The sequence below is a fragment of the Priestia sp. AB genome, assembly GCF_028369225.1.
In the GTDB taxonomy this organism is placed as follows: domain Bacteria; phylum Bacillota; class Bacilli; order Bacillales; family Bacillaceae_H; genus Priestia; species Priestia megaterium.
In genome coordinates, this window is sequence record NZ_JAQMYN010000015.1 from 64,970 (window position 1) to 83,739 (window position 18,770).

An 18,770-nucleotide genomic window follows, 5' to 3' on the forward strand; every position below is an offset into this window, starting at 1 on the left:
CTCCTTTTATATAGTTTTTGGGCTGCGTATTGTTTTTCCTATAAACAGAAATGTTCTTATGATGCATTTGTTATCTCATCTTGTAATTCCTTAATGTTCCCTTTTTTCCGCATGTACCATACGCCATTGTATACAGCAACGTAATAAAAACATCCGCCTAATACAGCTACTATCAAGGACATAAATGGTTCAGGAATAAGGCCACTACCACCGAAGTTTCCAATTGACGATATTAAGACAAGCATAAGAATATAAATGACTAGGTATATACCACCTATAATCTCTATTGAACTATTTTTATTGATTATATGAACAACTAGGTACCATGCAACTCCGATAACTAATCCCCAAATAGCAAGCTGAACTCTACTCCAGTTCGTCCAGTAAATGAGTAATGTTGCAAATACAAATGCTAATGGAGCAATAATGTGCATTCCGGGAATTCCTTTATTTTGCGACAACCCAACCCTGCGGAAAACCATTACTGTTACACAAGCCGAAGCGTATTTGAAGATACCAATGGCTCCTACGATCGCTACAATTGCAGACCAACTTTTTAACGGAAATAAGAAAAGTAAACCAATAATAAAATTAAGGGCGAGAGCACGTGTGGGAACGCCAAATCGTTTATTTACTGTTGCAAAATAGGATGGTATAAAGCCACTTTTCGCCATTCCAAAGACGTGTCTTGAGGTTCCAGCCGTATAAGTAAGCGCAGAACCTGTTGGAGAAATCATAGCATCAGCTGTAATAATCCAAGAAAGCCATACCATATTCGCCATAAGAGCTAAATTAGCAAATGGGGAGTCAAACTTAATACCACTCCACCCATTACTTAACATCTCTGAAGGAACAGCTCCAATAAAGACGATTTGAAGTAATGTATATAGAATTGTTGAGACAACTAATGATGTAATTAATGCTAGTGGGATGTTACGCTTGGGTCTAACTACTTCACCACTCATCATGACTACATTTCCAAACCCTGTATAAGCAAAAAATATTCCACTGGTTAATATAGCACTTAGTCCGGCGCTATAACCGTTAGGAGCAAAACCATGACTTGTGTAATTTTCTGAATGAAATCCAGTCATAAAGAAAGCAATAATTGTGAGGACAGGGACTATAAACTTAATGGCAGTAATAATTGTATTAGTTACTGCGAATAACTTTACTCCAAAATAATTGACAACAACAAAGAATACCATTAAGACTGTTGAGGCTATTATTCCAGCTGTAGTTAACTGCTCTTTAGCTGCATCATATAGTCCAGGCCAAAATTGGTTAGCATATTGAATGACCCCCGCGGATTCTACAGGTGCAGTAGCACAATATCCCAACCAAATGGAGAAGCTGGTTACGGTAGCGAGCATTTTTCCATGAGAATAAAGAGGATAGCGTCCCAAACCTCCAGATTCAGGTTTCACACTACCTAGTTCAGCATACACAAGAGCTATTAAGGTGATTACAAATCCGCCAATACCCCAGGACATAATAGCAGCCGGTCCAGCTAGTTTTGCAGTCTGCCAAGCACCAAAAAGCCAACTCGATCCTATAATTCCTCCTAAAGATAATGCAGTAAGTGACCAAAAACCTATTTTCTTTTTCAGATACTGTTCCTCATTCATAAGATTCCCTCTTTCTTAAAGCTATGTGTAGATACTTAATTGTTAGAAACCCGTGCTACAAATTAATAGTTGTCTATTTATAAATGAATATTGCTATTTTAAGGTTAATAACAGGTAATTACCTTAAATAGATTCTATTCTAATTATTAAAAATTTTCAATATATTTTTGCGGATAAAAAATAACCATCACATAGTGGATGGTTATTTTAGCCGATAGATTTTACTTGGTCTGCCACGAGAAGTATAAGATTCTTCTCCTATACATTCTGCTAGGTCTACCTCGCATAAACTGACAACGATGCGTCTTGCATTACTTTCATCCCAATAAAGCTGGCTTGATAAGTCTTTAATAGTAAAATCACTTGAACTCATTCTTTTAACTAAGGCATATAGTTTATTATAATTTTTCACACTAATTTTAGCTTTTTTTAATTTGCTTAAAAGATCTTTGTCATTAATACGATAAGAAAAACTTAACTCATCTTCTTCACCGACAGACTGGACGACCTTTCCATCTTCTTGGATAATAATTATTCCATATTCTGATTTCTCTTTTGACAACTGAATGGCTTTTTGAGCATTTATTTCTGCAGAGTGCACAGTCTCCCCATACCCTATACCTACACTAACCGTAGTATTAGACTCGTTTGCAAGTTGAAAGATAGTATCTCGTAACATTCCAATTTCCTTTTCAATTGTCCCACGTGAGCTAAAGATAATATATCGGCCATTCCCTTTTTCTAATAAAGAACCATTTAATCGTTCACAAAATCTAAGCAAAATCTCCTTTAGGTTAATTTCTAGATATTGCAAACTATAAGAATTCTTAGCTTTCTGTGAAAGCTTTTCAAAGTTATCTATTTCAAGAATCTGAACACCAATTTGTGTGTCCTTAAAATAAAAGGTTCTTGTCTTTTCTGCAAGAATTTTTAAGGACTGTTTAATTTCCATCTCTGTTGTAGAGATTCGATAGGCAGGAATTCCTCTTTCTTTCAGCTTCAAATATACAGCTTCGAAACAAGTTAAAGCCCCTTTTGTTTTTTTGTTTTCCCACAAATCAGTATGAAAAGCTATTAGTTCTTCAGTAGTAGAGTACACATCAAAAGTTTTAACGTATATATCTCTAGGTTTAAAACTTATTTGTTGCAACGCTTGTTGCAGATGAGAAGTTGTTAGCTCATCAATACTTACTTGGTTTAAAAATTCTCCTTGATCGTAGGCGATATGTAAAAGACTTTTATAAATTCCCGATTCAGTATGTTGAATATATATTAACTTTTCTGCAGGAATGTTAGTGTTCTCAGCAATCATATGTGAAATTTGACTAGAAAAAAGCCATACATCCACATATTGATCATATTCTAAAATGATACTTTCAGTATCCTTAAAATCTTTATAAGGGTAACCAATAAAGTTTATAACCAGCTCATATTCCTTACCTAAATTAATAATTTGTTCTACAGATGAAGTAGGCCCTATAACCCCGACTTTGTACATTATGTCCTCCGTTTTACAACCCGTATTTTTAATTTCTATTTTGGATGTAAAAATCTAAACTGTAAAGCTAGAAAGGTCTTACACTGTATTTACAGAGTCAAGTATATAATAGAATTTTTCGAAAACAAAAAAACCTTTAAAGCGCTACGTAATAGACTAATTTTTCTTTTTTAATTCAATTTAGATCCCTACACCTTTTCTATAAGAACTTATAGAATAGTAAACTATACTTAAATAATTGGTGAAAGTATTTGATTTCTCAAATTAAATACATAGTGGCTAACTAAAATAAATTAGGATGGTTGAGACACAGTAAAAGAGGATTAGAAGGAGCATCGTTTGAATAGGAATGCCAAAGAGTAGGTATCCAAGAAACGCAAATTTTCCAGATGCAACTAGTGGAAAAACCAGAGTAATTTTAACATAACCCTTTTATATGGACGTAATTGTGTTAGTCTAATAAAAGTCAAATAGAAAAGAGTGATTAACCTGGAAGAAATAAAGGAGCAAGAAATAGATCTTACTAAAGTGTATGACTATGCTGAATTTCCGGATAAGGTTAGTGGCAGATGTGACAACTGCAATTCATCTTACTTCAAAAGTTCTGTAAAAGGTGGTATTTTCTTACGCGAATGTCGGGAATGCGGCATGAAGAAGAGTATCTAAGTATAGAGAATTATATAGTAAAAGGAGAAGGGTAAAAACCCTTCTCCTTTTTATGTAGATGTAGTTGTGTTTACTCATTTTTAGAATCTGAAATATATACCTTACTACACTGCCGATGCATTTTATTACAATCTACTTTAGAAGTTAAGGAACCCGTTAATCGTTCTTCTATTACCTCTAATGATCACCTACTACTGCCTGTTCTGTCATCTTGAAAGTACGAAGTTTCCGAGGAATAAAAGCTCTTATCTCTTCTTCTTTATATCCGATTTGCAGTATTTTACGATCTTGTATAATAATAGGGCGCTTAAGTATAAAAGGATGGCTCTTTATCAAATCATACAGACCCTGTAACGACAGTGCATCAATCTCTATATTTAACTTTTGAGGGATCTTTGACCTTGTAGAAATAATTTCATCTGTACCCTTTTCTGTCATACTAAGAATATTTTTAATTTCATCTTCTGTAATAGGTTCATACGATAGATTTCTCTCAATATAATCAATTTGATGTTCCTCGAGCCAAGCCTTTGCTTTTCGGCAAGAAACGCAGCTGGTTGTCGTATATAGATTAATCATTTTTCACACCTCGTCTATATGTGTTTTTTCTATCTTTAATTAATCAATGTAAATAAAAGTATATAGATTTCTAATAAGTAAAAGCCACTTGTATACTACAAGTGGCTTTTTACTACGTTGAACACATTAGATAATTCACGTATTATTCCCATCGCTATTATAACATAGTTTGTGCATCTGTTTAATGAATTTTTGATCTTAATATGACTAAAAATTTGAGATATATGATTAAGAATGATACGAACCTTCTATATTTTATAACAAGGAAGTGAAACATGTAATTCCACTTTTTACAGCGCAACAAGTATTTTAAGGAAGGAGATTGAAATCATGTAAAATTGGAGGATAATTAAGCTTTATCTTTAATAGTGATGTGTGTAAAAAATAAAGGCCAAGTTTCTCTTACATCATTACTTGCTCCTTACGTACTGCAGTATGTCAAACAGAGGAATGAAAAAGTAACAACCATTCGCCGGTCTGCCAGAGCGATACATAGGATTACAGGAAGTCATAAACAAGCAAGTAGAAGTACCTCAACTCTTTTAACAGAAGAGCAAATGCAACAAATTAATTTCACGTTGATTGAATCCTTACATATTATAAGAACGGGCAATGTGTAACCGAAACAGGATTGAACCAATTTGTTGATTTACTGGGGAATTTGTTTATTTTTATCGATAAAGTATTCGAATTGAAAAATAAAATGAGGTTAAGTAAGCTACTTAATATTGGCTTTGATTCTAAAAAAAGAGCTACTCAGATGAGTAGCTTTTCTAAAAACACATACTTAAGGGAATATAAAGAATTGGGATTCCTATATGTTTAATTTGCTCAAAAACCTTAATTTAATGGTTTTATTTTGAGTGGAAAAACAGTCTAGAAGTAAGAGATTGTCATCTTAATCTGTTTACTATAATAAGATTTTTTTATAATTTCTCTATAGAAACTCTTTTCATTAGTCGTTTTAATTTATTTTCTGTATCTGTTTCCTCTACTGGTGTGTAGATACTACATCGCAAATCCATATGTCCTTGAACTTGGAGAGAAGTTAAATTAAATAACATTTTCCCTGCTTTAGCATGTCTAAATTCAATAACCATTTCAGGAGCTTTACTCACTTGGCTTTCATTCCATAAGGCCTGGAATTCTGGATGTAAATGACTCATCTGACTAATAAACTGGTTGTACCATTCATCACCTAAATAGTGTCCATAATAGGTACGGAAAATAGCAAGAAAACCTTTCGCAAAATGCTCCCAATTGACAGCTAATGCTTTCAATTCTTTTCGGGCGAACACTAATTGAATTAGATTTCTTTGATCATTTGGAATTTGTTCGAAATCTAGAAAAACATGAGCTGCTGCGGGGTTCCATCCTACAATATGGCAATGGCGATCTGTCACGATAGTCGGACAATAGGTTAATTCAGCTAGTATTCGCTTTAGAGAAGGGCTAAGCTCTAATTGATCTTTTTTTGGATGAACAATTTCTAACTTTGTTTCTAATGCTAGATCATATAAATAGTCTCTTTCATCGCTATTTAGTTGTAGAGCTGTAGAAATACAATCAAGCACAATAGAAGAAACTTTTATATCTCTTCCTTGCTCTAACCATGTGTACCAAGTGGTACTTACCCCTGCTAATTGTGCAACTTCTTCTCGTCGTAATCCGGGTGTCCTTCTTCGGGTTCCAGCTGGTAACCCAATAGACTCTGGCTTAATTTGAGCACGTTTAGCTTTTAGGAATGTAGACAGGGCCTCAAGCCTAGTTTTATCGTTCATTTTTAAAACTCCTCATCATACAATTTACCCTAGTAGTAGTTATACCAGGATAAACAATCCCTTGTAATAGGATAAAAGGACTGTAAAATACAAGTATATTATTGATTTGGAGTGATGAAAAGTGGAAAGAGTTGTGATTACAGGTATGGGAGTAGTCTCTCCTATAGGAAATAACATCAGAACATTTTGGAACAACCTAATTAAAGGAGAGTCCGGCATCTCCTCTATAGATACATTTGATATTACTGACCATAAGGCAAAAATTGCAGGAATTGTTCGGGATTTTGATGCAGATGAAATTTTAGGAAAGAAAGAAGCAAGGCGTTTAGATCGCTTTTCCCAATTTGCTATAGCTGCAGCTGAACAAGCCTGGGCAGATTCTAATTTAGATCTCAATCATATAGATCCAGAAAGGTTAGGCGTATACGTAGGTTCAGGTATAGGCGGCATTGAAACCTTAATTGAAAATATTGATGCACTTAGACAGAAAGGGCCAAGGAGAGTCAGTCCAACTCTCGTGCCGGGTATGATTTCTAATGCTGCTGCAGCACAAATTAGCATCAAGTGGAATGCAATGGGTCCTTCTATGTCGCCTGTTTCTGCTTGTGCCATCGGGAATACAGCTATCGGGGAAGCCTTTAGACTCATTCGTTCTGGAGAAGTAGATGTTGTGTTCGCGGGTGGAACAGAAGCTGCTATAACCGACTTATCAGTAGCCAGTTTTGGCAATGCTACAGCATTATCAACAAGAAATGATGCTCCTACTCAAGCTAGCCGTCCTTTCGATGAAGACCGTGATGGATTTGTTATGTCAGAAGGAGCTGGAATTCTAATCTTAGAATCTCTATCTCATGCTTTACGTAGAGGAGCAAACATCCATGCAGAAGTCATTGGGTATGGTGCAAGTTCAGATGCACACCATATGGTTGCTACACATCCAGAGGGTAAGGGTGCTTATCTTGCGATGAGAGCAGCTTTAAAAAATGCAAACATATCCCTTGAAGAGATTGATGTTATTAGTGCTCATGCCACAAGTACAAAGGTGGGTGACATCTCTGAAACCAAGGCTATTAAGCAACTGTTTGGAAAACAAGCTTATAAGATTCCAATAACAGCTAATAAATCTATGGTTGGTCACATGCTAGGAGCAGCTGGTGGAGTTGAAGCAATTGCTTTAGCAATGAGCCTTAAACAAGGCATCGTTCCTCCAACAATTAACTTAGAAAATCCTGATCCATTATGCGATTTAGATTATGTACCAGCTATTGCTCGCCAAGTGAAAATAAATACTGGTTTATCTAATTCATTTGGGTTTGGAGGCCATAATGCAGCTATTGTTTTAAAGAAATACGAGTGAATATATTTTCACTCGTATTTCTTCATGAAAATTAAAGCCAAAATAAAATATAATTGCGAATTGCTATCTAAGTTTAAGTCAAGATACTAAAAATCGAATTTATATGACAAGCTATGTCCTAATTAATTGAATGTAAAACAAAAAAATGTTTGATATGGTTTATGTAACAACAAAAATGAAAGCTAATCTTCTTTATGAAAAAAGAAGAACGAAGTAAATATTTATTGACAATATAAAAAAGAGAGTATAACATCTGTATATCTACATATTCCGATTAATAGATATAAATTCGATTAACAAATATAGGAGGGTGATTATGAAAGTCAGTGTATTGGATCAAACACAGCTATTAGAAGAGCTTTCAGCAGAAGAGGGTTTTGCTCAATCCGTAGAGTTGGCAAAACATGTTGATGAGTTGGGCTACCATCGCTATTGGTTGTCAGAACATCATAGTACAGATGCGTTGGCAGGATCTTCTCCAGAAATCCTCGCAAGTCATTTATTAGCTAAAACAAACTTTATAAAAGTAGGTACCGGCGGGGTTATGTTACCACACTATAGCGCATACAAAGTTGCAGAGAACTTTAAAGTTATGAGTGCTCTGGCGCCAGGACGGGTAGATATGGGGTTAGGTCGTGCACCCGGTGGTCATCACTTATCATCCATAGCTTTGCAAGGAGAAAGAGCTAGAAGAAATGTAGATATGTTTTCTGAACAAATTGATGAAGTCTTAGAATATCTAGAGGATAGACTACCAGATAACCATCGTTTAAGAGGTTTACAGTCAACACCTATTGTAGTGAAAAAACCGGATGTATGGGTACTAGGAACAAGTAATTCTTCGGCCCTTTTAGCAGCAGAAAAAGGATTACCATATGCATTCGCACAATTTATTAACTATCAGCCGGGTGGAATGGAACAGGCATTGAAGTTATATATTGATAACTTTAAGCCATCTCAATATTTAGATAAGCCACAAGTACTCGTGACAATGAAAGTGATTGTGGCAGATACTGATGAGGAAGCTGAAAAAATTGCGGAAAGTGCATTACGATTTAATTTTTATTTACATCGTGGACATTTGACACGCCTCGTTGATCCAGAAAAAGCACTAGCACATGTGTTAAACCCAGCTGATAAACGAGAAATAGAATCGGTAAAAGAAACGTATATTATTGGCTCGAAAGAAACAGTGGCTCAAAAAGTAAAGGAGCTAACGAATAAGTTTCAAATTGACGAACTTATGGCAATTACTCCTATTTACGATTTTGAAAGCCGAAAACGTTCCTTTACCCTTTTAAAAGAAGCAGTTAATGAGTAATTAATTCTTCTGATTATTTATAGGCTTTTGAAGCATTATGGTAAAATAAATCATGGTTTCTAAAAAGAAGGTTTCTTGTCTAAAGAAAAGGAGATTGGAAAAATCATGAAAGAACAAAACGTAGTCAATGATGAAAAATTTATAGATATGTTTAAAGCTTTATCTAATACAACTAGGTTGAAAATTTTACAGATGCTAAAAGAGCCGGAAAAAAATTTCCCACCTCAAGTCCATATCAATAAGGGAGATAATTTTCAAGGAGGAATTTGTGTCGGAGATATACGAGATAAAGTCGGACTAGGTCAGTCAACTACTTCTCAATATTTATCAATACTACAACAAAGTGGTCTTTTAGAAGCACAGCGAATTGGCCAGTGGACCTATTATCGAAGAAATGAAGAAACGATTAAGCAATTAGAAAGCTTTATTGGTGAAAGTTTGTAATACAAGAGGAGGAATTAATTATATGAGTCTCAAAGGACATAAAGGATTTAATCGAATGTATCAACAAAACAAAATGACACTTGGTTTTCTAACGCCCTTTGAACCAATGACTAACCAGCTTCCAAAAATGGAAAATACGATAGATCTTGCTCGTAAAATCGAAAGTTTTGGATTTTCAGCGATTTGGCTTCGGGATGTTACAATGCAAGATTTACATTCTAATGATCATGGGCAACTTTATGATTTATGGATTTATTTAACGTATCTGGCTGCACGTACAAATCATATCGCATTAGGAACATCAAGTGTTGTTCTCCCGTTGCGTCATCCGGTTCGAGTGGCAAAAGAAGCGACCTCTATTGACCAGTTGTTCCCTGACCGACTTATTATGGGCGTTGCATCAGGAGACCGAAAAAAAGATTTTACTGCTTTAGGTGTAGAAAGAGAAAAAAGAGGAGAACAGTTTAAACAGAGCTTTGATTTTCTTAATCGATTATTGAAGGAAGAACAGCCAACCATTGAGTCTAAGTCGGGAATAATGGATGGAAGCAGTATGAGATTAATCCCTAAGCCTGTCACCACTATTCCAACAATGGTAACAGGGTTTAGCCAGCAATCTATAGAATGGATTGCCAGCCAAGGAGACGGTTGGATTCAATATCCACGTGGTATCCAAGAGCAAGCATCCTTAATTCAAACTTATCGTGAGTTATCAGAAAGAAAAAGTCCAGGGGTATTTAAACCTTTTACACAGACTTTATATATCGATTTATCGGAAAATCCAGATGAACAACCAACCCAAATACCACTAGGTTTCCGTTTAGGACGAATTCATTTATTGGACTTATTATACAAATTCCAGGCAATAGGGGTTAATCACTTAGTATTTGTTCCTTACTTTGCCAAACGACCAATGGAAGAAATGATTCAGGAAATTGGTGAGGAAATCTTACCTCATTTTCCAACACATGAATTCTAATAAAGAATAATTGCTGTTAAAATCCTTTTAAGAAAATAAGCAGGAGGCAGAAATACAATGATGGTAAATGATCACTCTAATAACGCATCGGGCCAACATAAACCTAGCCGTGCTGAGATTCAGGATATCTTTCTCACATTTGCTAAAGCACTTGAAGAAAATAATTTTTCTTCGGTGAAAAGCTACTTTATACCTGATGCAAAGGCAAATTTCAGCAATTTAGGAGAATTTAACGGTGTGGATGCAATCGTAGATGGCTTAGCTCGTGAAGGAACTAAAATTGAGATAGCACGATTTAAAATAACGAATTCGTACGTTGCTGCATCCAAAGAACAAGCTCAACAAAGTGCGTATCTGATGGGGGTTTTTGCAAACGACATGGGAAAAGGAGAGTTGGACACCTTTTTATTTGGTGGACACTTTGTTAACACCTATTTGCATACCACCGAGGGATGGAAAATTTCTCACCTTCGTTTTGAACTTGATTGGCAGCACGGCAATTTTAATTATGTAACGAATTGGAAGTTGACTGATGGTATAGTTGCTTGGCACCCAAAAGCTGTTGCTCCGACAATTCTAAGTGAGTTAGATGCACCTTGGAGAGTTTTCCCCAATCCAGATGATAGAGGTACCGATGAAGAGCAGGTAATTGAAACATATCTTCGCTATTCATGGGCACTGGACCAGGCTGATTTTAGCTTATTAACAACCGTATTTACGGAGAATGCAAAAGCCGATATGTCTCCGTTTGGTCCTATGAGTGGAAGAAAAGAAATTGTTAGTATGTTGAAAATTTTACGTTCAGGACAACCATACATGCAACATGCAGCTACAAATTTCAAAGTAAAGGTTACAGGAGGCACTGCCACAATGGACATTTATCGTGTTGTACCATTCAATCCTAATAGAGAAAACTTAGATGCTCAAATCTTTGGTGCTCGTTATGAAAGTCGATTGCGTCGTGAGAAAGGAGTATGGAAATTTGAATGGCTTCATTATATTCCAGGCTGGATTACTGAGGGCAAAAATATTTAGACAGAAACAATTCAGGTTCTAATCTAAAAGTGCTGATGTTAGGGGGGTATAGCTATGAACGAAATAAAAGAGAAAATTATTAATAAAACTGATTTGCATTTTCTTAGATATTGTCAAGGTCAATACGGTATAAATCGAGGGGTTTATAACACTATTGAACAGTGGCTTTATAATAAGAAAGTCTATAACATTGAATCTAGAAGACAATATATTCTTGATTTTCTTAAACACGTATTTGGAGAAAATCAAGGTTCTGGGAAGTTTGGAAGAGAGGGGTTAATCAGTAATCTTCAACACTTTTGGATAAGTGTACCTGAACACAAAAATAAGCATTAGTGGAAAACAATAATACATTTTTTAAGAAATATATTAAAAAGGCATCACTTTATACATGCATGCACATGCATATTATTAGGAGGGAGATTATTCATGAAAGTATTATATTATGTGTTAGCTTTTATAGCAGGCGCTTCTTTAAGTATAGAGGGGGCAATCGGCGGAACATTAGGAGAAAATATAGGAGAAATAGAAACTACATTTTATATGTTCACCATAGGGTTTATGACAGTAACACTCATAACCTTGTTCTTTGGTAAAGGAGACCTAAGTCAAACATTTAAAGTGCCAAAATGGAAACTGCTTGGAGGCACTTTAGGTAGTTTCTATAATTTAATGCTGGTCATTAGTGTACCAGTTATTGGAGTAGGCCTTGCAGTTATCGCTGCTCTTTTTGGTCAAATTGCTATGAGTGCATTAATAGAACATAAGGGTTGGTTTGGATCTTCTGCTATTAAATTCAGTAAAAACAAAGGTATCGCGATCGTATTATTAGCATTATCGCTATACCTTGTATATTAAAAGGAGAGGTATGTAATGGGTATTATCATTGTTATTCTTACACTTATATCAGGTGCCGTTTTAGGAGCTCAGTCTGCCATTAATCCAGCTTTTGCAAAAAAAGCCGGTTCATTAGAAAGTGCAATGGTTAACTACTTCTTTGGGGCTGTAATAATGGGAATTGTAGTTGTATTATTCGGAAAGATGGATATGATTGCTATATCTAAAGTGCCTACATGGCAGCTTCTATGTGCATTTTTTGGAGTAGGATATGTTGTTTTAACAATCCTTTCTGTTCCAAAAATTGGAGTAAGCACCGCCGTTATTTTAGTTATTGTGGGTCAATTAACAACTGGTATGGTTGTTGATAACTTTGGTTGGTTTGAGAATTCGGTCATTCATTTTGACTTAAAACGTTTAGCAGGAGTAATTCTAATGTTTATAGCACTTTATTTTAGTTTGAAACCTGATTCTAAAAAGAAAGAAACTCAACGATACGAGGTAGCCAAGTGATTCTAAGTAATAAATGATGTGAAAGCACTACTCATGCTTCAATATCATTTGTTTATAGTTAGGGCCTATAATCCCCATCTCCCTTAGCTTTAATTTACTATCGACAAAAGATATTTTAGATATTCTCTAGATTCATATAAATAATTTACCTTTTAAATCAATAAATGTAAATTATTCATCTAAAAGGTAACAATATAATGAGGTAATGTATAATAGAAATTGTTTTTGAATGTCATCTTAGCTATTTCTTTAAGCCTACTCCTTTGTGGAGTAGGTTTCTTTTTATTTTAGGAACGATAACCAGTAGATTTCATTTAATAAAAAGGTTCAATTTTTCTCAACAGGTAGTCTTTTTTCCTGTTTCCTATACAAATTTATAAAGGAAATAATATTTTAAAATTAATTTTTTATTTATGAATAACTGATTCTCCTTTTACACATGTTAACGTTACAAACGATAAAGGAGTTGGATAAAATGGCAAACAATAAAAATAGCAACACAAATGAATTATTAGTATATGGTGCTCAACAAGCAATTGACCAAATGAAATATGAGATCGCTAGTGAGTTTGGTGTTAACCTAGGTCCTGATACAACTTCTCGTGCAAACGGATCTGTAGGTGGCGAAATTACAAAGCGTCTTGTACAAATGGCTGAGCAACAACTTGGCGGCGGACGTTTCTAAGACAGTTGTAGAATCGTGGCTAAAGGAAGAATGGCGTCCATTCTTCTTTTTTTCTATGATTTAAATAAAAAAACACGTACAGCATAAAGAAGCCCCCATCAACGTTGATGGAGGCTTATATCGTTTAAACATAACTATTTTTCCCTTGTGAGGCCTTATCGCTATGTATATCGGTTCATAACGAGAGTTCCCGTCGTTCTTCGAGTAGATAAGTAAAAGCCACTTGTAGACTACAAGTGGCTTTTTGCTACGTTGAACACATTAAATGATTCACGTATTATTCCCAGCGATATTATAACACAACTTATCGATTTGTTTAATACATTCTTGTTTTACTACGGCTGAAAACAGGATTCATATAATTTGTTGATTCCCTGGGGAATTTGTTTGTTTTTATCGATGAAGTATTCGAATTAAAAGATAAAATGAGGTTAAGTGAGCTAAATGATGTTCGTTTCACATATGCTCATCACAGCAAAGGATTTTCAAAATTGGAATAATGTTAATACGTTATCATTTTGTCTAATTTTAAAGGTATATTATACACCTTCAAAATTTATAAGGCTAAATTTTGAAATGAACGAACCATTTCATTCTCATTGAAAAGAGAATTGCATTTAAGAGAAGAGATGAATACTGTAGAAATTAGATAATCAGATATTTTACATGTCCTTTGTTTCCAAAGTTTGTATAAATCTCCTTTAACTCTTCATACTAACAAGGTATAAAAAATGTTCAATGGATAACAAACTAGAAAACCTGACTATGGTGACAGATATAGAAATAGTGTGGCGGTGAATAATGTGATGAAACAGATAAAGAAAAAAACAAAGACATTATCTATAGAAAAACAACCATTGAATAGTCTATCTGACTTATTTAATACCTTGTCGTCTTCTGAAGATTTTAGTCGCTTTCAATTTGATTCTCAAGGAACGTCTTGTTGGATTTCTTATTTAAAAACAATGGTAAATCCAGACTTTATCCATCAAAGTGTATTATCTCCATTAAGCCAACATTCTTTTACCTTATTGCAAGAAATGAAAGGGATTCTACCTATTGAAAATATAATCATCACAAGTAACGTTCAGGAAATTCAGGATAGTCTTATGACTGGTTATATTTTCATTCAACTATATGAACAGGATTCAGAAGGAATTCTTTTATCGGGTGTAGCAAATGAAACAAGACAAGTATCACCTCCTGAAGTAGAGTTCAGTGTGGTAGGACCTAAAGAATCATTTGTGGAGACACTAGATACGAATATTAATTTAATTCGTAAAAGATTGCCTATTCCTCAACTAACAGTGAAAGAAATAAAAGTAGGTAAATTATCAAAAACACGTGTTTCCATCCTCTATATAGACGGAATTGCTGATCAAGAGAATATCAACACTGCCATTCAGCGTATTCAAGATATTGAATATGATCAAATTCCAGATAGTTCATTCATTACTCAAATGATGGCTGATAATAGCAATTCGCCTTTCCCTCAAGTAGTGGATACCGAAAGACCTGATCGAATTGCAAGTATACTTGCGGAAGGAAAACTGGCTATTTTAGTGGATGGATCTCCTATGGTTCTAACAATGCCCGTTACCTTAGTTGAATTTTTTTCTGCATTTGAGGATTATTTTTTACCTTGGCATATTGCATCAATCTTTAGGCTTATTCGTTTGGGCGCTGTTACATTTTCAGTGACAATTACACCTTTATATGTGGCAGTTTTAACCTATCATTATCAAATGATTCCGACAGACTTGTTGGCAACTCTTATTTCTTCAAGGACGGATATCCCCTTTCCTCCTATTATCGAAGTAATTATTTTAGAATTGTCTATTGAATTATTACGAGAAGCTGGAGCTCGCCTTCCTACAAAAATTGGTCAAACAATCGGTATCGTAGGTGGGATCGTGATTGGTACAGCCTCCGTTGAGGCGGGATTAACAAGTAATGTTCTTCTTATTCTCGTAGCATTAGCCGCATTAGCTTCATTTACTACACCTATTTATCAAATGGGTAATACTATTCGTCTCATTCGCTTTCCTTTTCTTTTTTTCGCTCAATTATGGGGAATTATAGGGGTGTCCACCTGTTTTCTTTTCTTTCTGGCTCATTTGTTACAGTTAACATCTTTGGGACGCCCTTACTTAACACCTGTTTATCCGTTGCGATTAATGGATTTAAAGGATGCTTTATTCCGACTTCCATTTAATTGGCAAGGAAAACGACCTGTTCAACTACGGACAGAGGATCCTGAACGCTTTTACTCCGAAAAAGTCACGGAAAAAAAAGATAATGAAAAATAACAATAAAAAGAAAGGAGATTGAATATGGACATCACGATAAAGGACACAGAGAAAGTATCCCCTTTTTTTGCATTTTTTCTAATTCATAGTGTACAAATTGGCGTTGGTATTTTAGGTTTCCAACGTGTGATTGTTAAAAATGCTGGATATGATGCATGGATGTCCATTATTCTGGCCGGAATAGCTAATCAAGTGATTTTATGGTTAATGTACGAACTACTAAAAAGAGGAAATGGAGATCTAATTTCTATCCACCGAAAGATCTTCGGGAAATGGATAGGAGGATTTTTATCTACTTTATTTATATTATACGTACTTCTAGCAGCCACTGTATTTCTTCGATCTTTTACACAGGTGGTGCAGGTTTGGGTTTTCCCTCAACTCTCTACCTGGATTTTTTGTGCAGTTCTTCTTTTGTTAGCTTGCTATTATATTGTAGGAGGCTTTCGCACTGTGGCAGGGCTTTGTTTTTTAAGTGTCGTTTATAGCCTCCCCCTCTTAATAGTGCTGTACTTCCCTTTACATTATGCACATTTTTATAACTTTTTTCCCCTCATGACTCACTCTCCTATGCAGATACTACAGTCAGCTAAGGCGACCACTATGGAGTTCTTAGGGGTTGAGTTGTTATTGTTATTTTATCCGTTTCTTAAAGAACCCGATAAATCTAGAAGGTGGGGACATTATGCTTTACTCTACACGACTATATTTTATATAGCCTTTGCCATTGTTGCATTTGTGTATTTTACTGAAGAACAATTAAAAAGCACTATTTGGGCTACATTATCATTATGGAAAATCGTTGAATTCCCAATTGTCGAGCGCTTTGAGTATATAGGAATTGCGATTTGGGTTGCTGTGGTTGTTCCTAATTTGTGTATATGTTTATGGGGGGCTAATTATGGGATGAAAAGGATATTTTCTTTTAAAAGACGCAGGGTTCTTCTAATTTTAGCCTTAATAGTTTTCCTTAGTTGTAGTTTATTAACAAGCCATCCTCATATTGAGAAATTAAATGTGGTTTTCTCTGAAATAGGATTTTATTTCCTTTATGCCTATATCCCGTTCCTTTTTTTGGTTCAACTTATCCTCTACAAGGTTAGGGGGAAACAAGGATGAGAAAAAAGGGGCTATCCTTACTATTATGTATTATTACATTAGCAGCTTGTGTCCCCCCTCATATTATTGAAGACATTCAAATGGTAGAGGTAATTGGGTATGACTATGTTAATCCACATATTGTTCAAGTAACGGCTTCTGCTAGTACGTATCAAGGGAGCGAAGCTGGCACAACCGTTCATAATGAAACACTTACAACCCAAGCTCATACAAGTAAAGATAATCGGAGGGCTATGCAAGGGCTATCCCCTAAACCTATTCAAAGTGGAAAAATTAAAACAGTTTTATACGAGGATAAATTGGCTAAGCGTGGGATTTTTTCTTATATGGATTCTTTAAACCGTGATGCTACAGTAGGAAAACTACTATATCTTGCCGTGACAGATGGAAAAACACAAAACTTATTAGCCGGAAACTATCCCATTAGTACATCTGTCTCTAAATATCTGTCCGATTTGTTTGAACAAAATATGAAAGGAAATTTTCCAGAAGTCAATTTACATAGTTTTCTCTATGCTTATCATGCTAAAGGGATGGATCCCTTTCTCCCTTTCATCGAACAAAAAGGAGATAAAATTCAAATAAAGGGATTGGCGTTATTTAAGAATGATCATTATGTTGATTCTCTTTCTTTTAAGGATTGTTTTATTTTTAAAATTCTAAATGAGAAGGTGAAATTAGGGCTATATGAATTGAGAGTTAAGCCTAATCAATTCATAGATATTGAAGCGATTGGTTCAAAAGTTGCTTATCACATAACAGGGGGGTCCACTCATCCAACTATATGGATTCGAATTAAGCTACAAGGAATGGTGAATGAGGCTCCTAAATTTAATTTACAAAGTGAGGATAGCTATAAACGAATAGAAAAGAAATTAACTCAGGATCTCGAGAAAAAAACACAACGGATGATTAAAAGGTTCCAAAGAGAAGGGATTGACCCTCTGGGACTAGGAGATCAAGCAAAAAGTCAAAATAGACGTTGGAATGAACAACAATGGAAAGATAATTATCCTCACGCAGAAGTTCATGTGAATATTGATACGCAGATAAAGGAAACCGGAATTAAAGAATAAAAATAATATCAAAATTTTTCTTTTTCATTTATTAACAAAGCTATTAAAGGGGCGACTACAATCCATCCTATTAATATTAATACCATTCCTGTTGCTAATGTATCTAAATGAAAATAGGCAATGACCATAAATAAACCAAAAAGAAGGAACGGACTAAAAAAAATAAAAGTAATCATGTATTCTTCTCCTTTGTTAAGCCTATATAAGCTTGATTTGTTTAAGAGTTATATTCCTTGGACACCCAAAATTGAGATGTTCACCTTTGAGTAAAGAATTAGAATAAACCCAGTTAGTCGTAAAATACAGCTTAATGAACAAAAAGAAAGTCTATATTTAGATTGGAATGACTTATGTAAAGTTATCTTGTAGAAAAAGACAGGTTTTTGCACACTTTCCTTTACTATTAATGAAACTGGATAATTAAGCTGACCCAGTTTTGAAAGCTGGGTTTTATTTTTTGATTTGGTTTCGCGAATCACTATTATATAAACTAAAACAGCTATCTTAAAAACAGAAAAAACTCCTGGTGCTTGGGCAGAAGTTTTTTCTAATGTACATACAAAAAAAGGATGTGATTCAAAAATGGAGTAGTCACGCTTCTTTTGTAGTTTACTTAATATATATAAATTCATTCATTAAAAAAGAAAAACTACCGTCCCTCATTAACTTTAGTCGTTGGAACATCGTTCATTTCTCGTCCATTTCATGAAAAAAATAAGCCTCTAGACCAATCCATAGCCTATAAAAACCCATCACTTCTTACATAACCATCTACCCCTTACCTACTGCAGTAAGGGCTATTTTTTATTTTTCGATTGGACAGGCAAGCTTACTGCAGTAGCTACATAGTATCTAAAGAATCACGACTCTGTTACCTAAACAGTATCTAGTTCAGTATCGCTACCGCGTTAATACAAGCTATATACGCTTAGTAAAGCCCTTC

Annotated in this window: 18 protein-coding genes; 13 read left to right on the forward strand and 5 right to left on the reverse strand. The window is 34.9% G+C overall.

Translation table 11 applies throughout. From position 1 onward, the window contains the following. Nucleotides 1-56: 56 nt before the first annotated feature. Together POF52_RS26830 and POF52_RS26835 are read right to left on the reverse strand one after the other, a co-directional pair. Nucleotides 57-1,628, reverse strand: coding sequence for an APC family permease (locus POF52_RS26830; protein ID WP_176586113.1), 1,572 nt, complete (start codon nt 1,626-1,628; stop codon nt 57-59). A gap of 202 nt (nt 1,629-1,830) precedes the next feature. Beyond that, entirely contained in the window at nt 1,831-3,126 is a 1,296-nt protein-coding gene (locus tag POF52_RS26835) for a hypothetical protein (RefSeq protein WP_271996608.1), read from the reverse strand. Nucleotides 3,127-3,606: 480 nt separating this feature from the next. Between POF52_RS26835 and POF52_RS31195 the strand changes: the two genes are divergently transcribed. Further along, a complete protein-coding gene (locus POF52_RS31195; RefSeq protein ID WP_416435409.1) occupies nt 3,607-3,792 on the forward strand; it encodes a hypothetical protein in 186 nt (61 codons plus the stop codon). 177 nt (nt 3,793-3,969) lie between these two features. Here POF52_RS31195 and spxA read toward each other — a convergent pair whose 3' ends face one another. Together spxA and POF52_RS26845 are read right to left on the reverse strand one after the other, a co-directional pair. Then, on the reverse strand, nt 3,970-4,371 hold the full coding sequence (spxA, locus tag POF52_RS26840; protein WP_271996610.1) for a transcriptional regulator SpxA: 402 nt from the start codon (nt 4,369-4,371) through the stop codon (nt 3,970-3,972). Nucleotides 4,372-5,297: 926 nt separating this feature from the next. Beyond that, complete coding sequence (locus tag POF52_RS26845) at nt 5,298-6,152, reverse strand: helix-turn-helix transcriptional regulator (protein WP_271996612.1); 855 nt, start codon at nt 6,150-6,152, stop codon at nt 5,298-5,300. A 121-nt stretch (nt 6,153-6,273) separates the two neighbouring features. Between POF52_RS26845 and fabF the strand changes: the two genes are divergently transcribed. From fabF to POF52_RS26905, 12 genes are all read left to right on the forward strand, one after another. Continuing rightward, nucleotides 6,274-7,509 (forward strand): beta-ketoacyl-ACP synthase II, encoded by a 1,236-nt coding sequence (gene fabF / locus POF52_RS26850; protein ID WP_271996614.1) that lies wholly within the window; start codon nt 6,274-6,276, stop codon nt 7,507-7,509. 316 nt (nt 7,510-7,825) lie between these two features. Then, nucleotides 7,826-8,830, forward strand: a complete 1,005-nt coding sequence (locus POF52_RS26855; RefSeq protein ID WP_271996616.1) for an LLM class flavin-dependent oxidoreductase — start codon at nt 7,826-7,828, stop codon at nt 8,828-8,830. Nucleotides 8,831-8,935: 105 nt separating this feature from the next. Further along, complete coding sequence (locus POF52_RS26860) at nt 8,936-9,274, forward strand: ArsR/SmtB family transcription factor (protein WP_193426941.1); 339 nt, start codon at nt 8,936-8,938, stop codon at nt 9,272-9,274. Between the two features lie 22 nt (nt 9,275-9,296). Next, on the forward strand, nt 9,297-10,253 hold the full coding sequence (locus tag POF52_RS26865; RefSeq protein WP_271996620.1) for a TIGR03571 family LLM class oxidoreductase: 957 nt from the start codon (nt 9,297-9,299) through the stop codon (nt 10,251-10,253). 57 nt (nt 10,254-10,310) lie between these two features. Continuing rightward, the gene (locus POF52_RS26870) at nt 10,311-11,288 is read left to right on the forward strand and encodes a nuclear transport factor 2 family protein (RefSeq protein WP_271996623.1); all 978 of its coding nucleotides are present in this window, start codon (nt 10,311-10,313) and stop codon (nt 11,286-11,288) included. Between the two features lie 54 nt (nt 11,289-11,342). Continuing rightward, nucleotides 11,343-11,624, forward strand: coding sequence for a hypothetical protein (locus POF52_RS26875; RefSeq protein ID WP_271996626.1), 282 nt, complete (start codon nt 11,343-11,345; stop codon nt 11,622-11,624). Nucleotides 11,625-11,717: 93 nt separating this feature from the next. Next, nucleotides 11,718-12,146, forward strand: coding sequence for a DMT family transporter (locus tag POF52_RS26880; protein ID WP_193426937.1), 429 nt, complete (start codon nt 11,718-11,720; stop codon nt 12,144-12,146). Between the two features lie 15 nt (nt 12,147-12,161). Then, a complete protein-coding gene (locus POF52_RS26885) occupies nt 12,162-12,638 on the forward strand; it encodes a DMT family transporter (protein ID WP_271996630.1) in 477 nt (158 codons plus the stop codon). A gap of 475 nt (nt 12,639-13,113) precedes the next feature. Further along, on the forward strand, nt 13,114-13,323 hold the full coding sequence (locus tag POF52_RS26890) for an alpha/beta-type small acid-soluble spore protein (protein ID WP_218216122.1): 210 nt from the start codon (nt 13,114-13,116) through the stop codon (nt 13,321-13,323). An 806-nt stretch (nt 13,324-14,129) separates the two neighbouring features. Then, nucleotides 14,130-15,632: a spore germination protein gene (locus tag POF52_RS26895; protein WP_271996635.1), complete on the forward strand. Its 1,503-nt coding sequence runs from the start codon at nt 14,130-14,132 to the stop codon at nt 15,630-15,632. A gap of 24 nt (nt 15,633-15,656) precedes the next feature. Continuing rightward, entirely contained in the window at nt 15,657-16,751 is a 1,095-nt protein-coding gene (locus POF52_RS26900) for a GerAB/ArcD/ProY family transporter (RefSeq protein WP_271996638.1), read from the forward strand. Continuing rightward, nucleotides 16,748-17,827 carry a Ger(x)C family spore germination protein gene (locus POF52_RS26905; RefSeq protein WP_271996641.1) on the forward strand — a complete coding sequence of 360 codons (1,080 nt, stop codon included), beginning with the start codon at nt 16,748-16,750 and terminating at the stop codon, nt 17,825-17,827. The genes POF52_RS26900 and POF52_RS26905 overlap by 4 nt, the downstream gene beginning before the upstream one ends. A gap of 8 nt (nt 17,828-17,835) precedes the next feature. Here POF52_RS26905 and POF52_RS26910 read toward each other — a convergent pair whose 3' ends face one another. After that, the gene (locus POF52_RS26910; RefSeq protein WP_271996644.1) at nt 17,836-18,003 is read right to left on the reverse strand and encodes a hypothetical protein; all 168 of its coding nucleotides are present in this window, start codon (nt 18,001-18,003) and stop codon (nt 17,836-17,838) included. Nucleotides 18,004-18,770: the final 767 nt, after the last annotated feature.

Excerpts from the sequence above, each read along its gene's own strand:
- POF52_RS26830 (WP_176586113.1), bottom strand. The coding sequence starts at position 1,628 with ATGAATGAGGAACAGTATCTGAAAAAGAAAATAGGTTTTTGGTCACTT.
- POF52_RS26835 (WP_271996608.1), bottom strand. The coding sequence starts at position 3,126 with ATGTACAAAGTCGGGGTTATAGGGCCTACTTCATCTGTAGAACAAATT.
- spxA (WP_271996610.1), bottom strand. The coding sequence starts at position 4,371 with ATGATTAATCTATATACGACAACCAGCTGCGTTTCTTGCCGAAAAGCA.
- POF52_RS26845 (WP_271996612.1), bottom strand. The coding sequence starts at position 6,152 with ATGAACGATAAAACTAGGCTTGAGGCCCTGTCTACATTCCTAAAAGCT.
- POF52_RS26855 (WP_271996616.1), top strand. The coding sequence starts at position 7,826 with ATGAAAGTCAGTGTATTGGATCAAACACAGCTATTAGAAGAGCTTTCA.
- POF52_RS26860 (WP_193426941.1), top strand. The coding sequence starts at position 8,936 with ATGAAAGAACAAAACGTAGTCAATGATGAAAAATTTATAGATATGTTT.
- POF52_RS26865 (WP_271996620.1), top strand. The coding sequence starts at position 9,297 with ATGAGTCTCAAAGGACATAAAGGATTTAATCGAATGTATCAACAAAAC.
- POF52_RS26870 (WP_271996623.1), top strand. The coding sequence starts at position 10,311 with ATGATGGTAAATGATCACTCTAATAACGCATCGGGCCAACATAAACCT.
- POF52_RS26875 (WP_271996626.1), top strand. The coding sequence starts at position 11,343 with ATGAACGAAATAAAAGAGAAAATTATTAATAAAACTGATTTGCATTTT.
- POF52_RS26880 (WP_193426937.1), top strand. The coding sequence starts at position 11,718 with ATGAAAGTATTATATTATGTGTTAGCTTTTATAGCAGGCGCTTCTTTA.
- POF52_RS26885 (WP_271996630.1), top strand. The coding sequence starts at position 12,162 with ATGGGTATTATCATTGTTATTCTTACACTTATATCAGGTGCCGTTTTA.
- POF52_RS26890 (WP_218216122.1), top strand. The coding sequence starts at position 13,114 with ATGGCAAACAATAAAAATAGCAACACAAATGAATTATTAGTATATGGT.
- POF52_RS26895 (WP_271996635.1), top strand. The coding sequence starts at position 14,130 with ATGAAACAGATAAAGAAAAAAACAAAGACATTATCTATAGAAAAACAA.
- POF52_RS26900 (WP_271996638.1), top strand. The coding sequence starts at position 15,657 with ATGGACATCACGATAAAGGACACAGAGAAAGTATCCCCTTTTTTTGCA.
- POF52_RS26905 (WP_271996641.1), top strand. The coding sequence starts at position 16,748 with ATGAGAAAAAAGGGGCTATCCTTACTATTATGTATTATTACATTAGCA.
- POF52_RS26910 (WP_271996644.1), bottom strand. The coding sequence starts at position 18,003 with ATGATTACTTTTATTTTTTTTAGTCCGTTCCTTCTTTTTGGTTTATTT.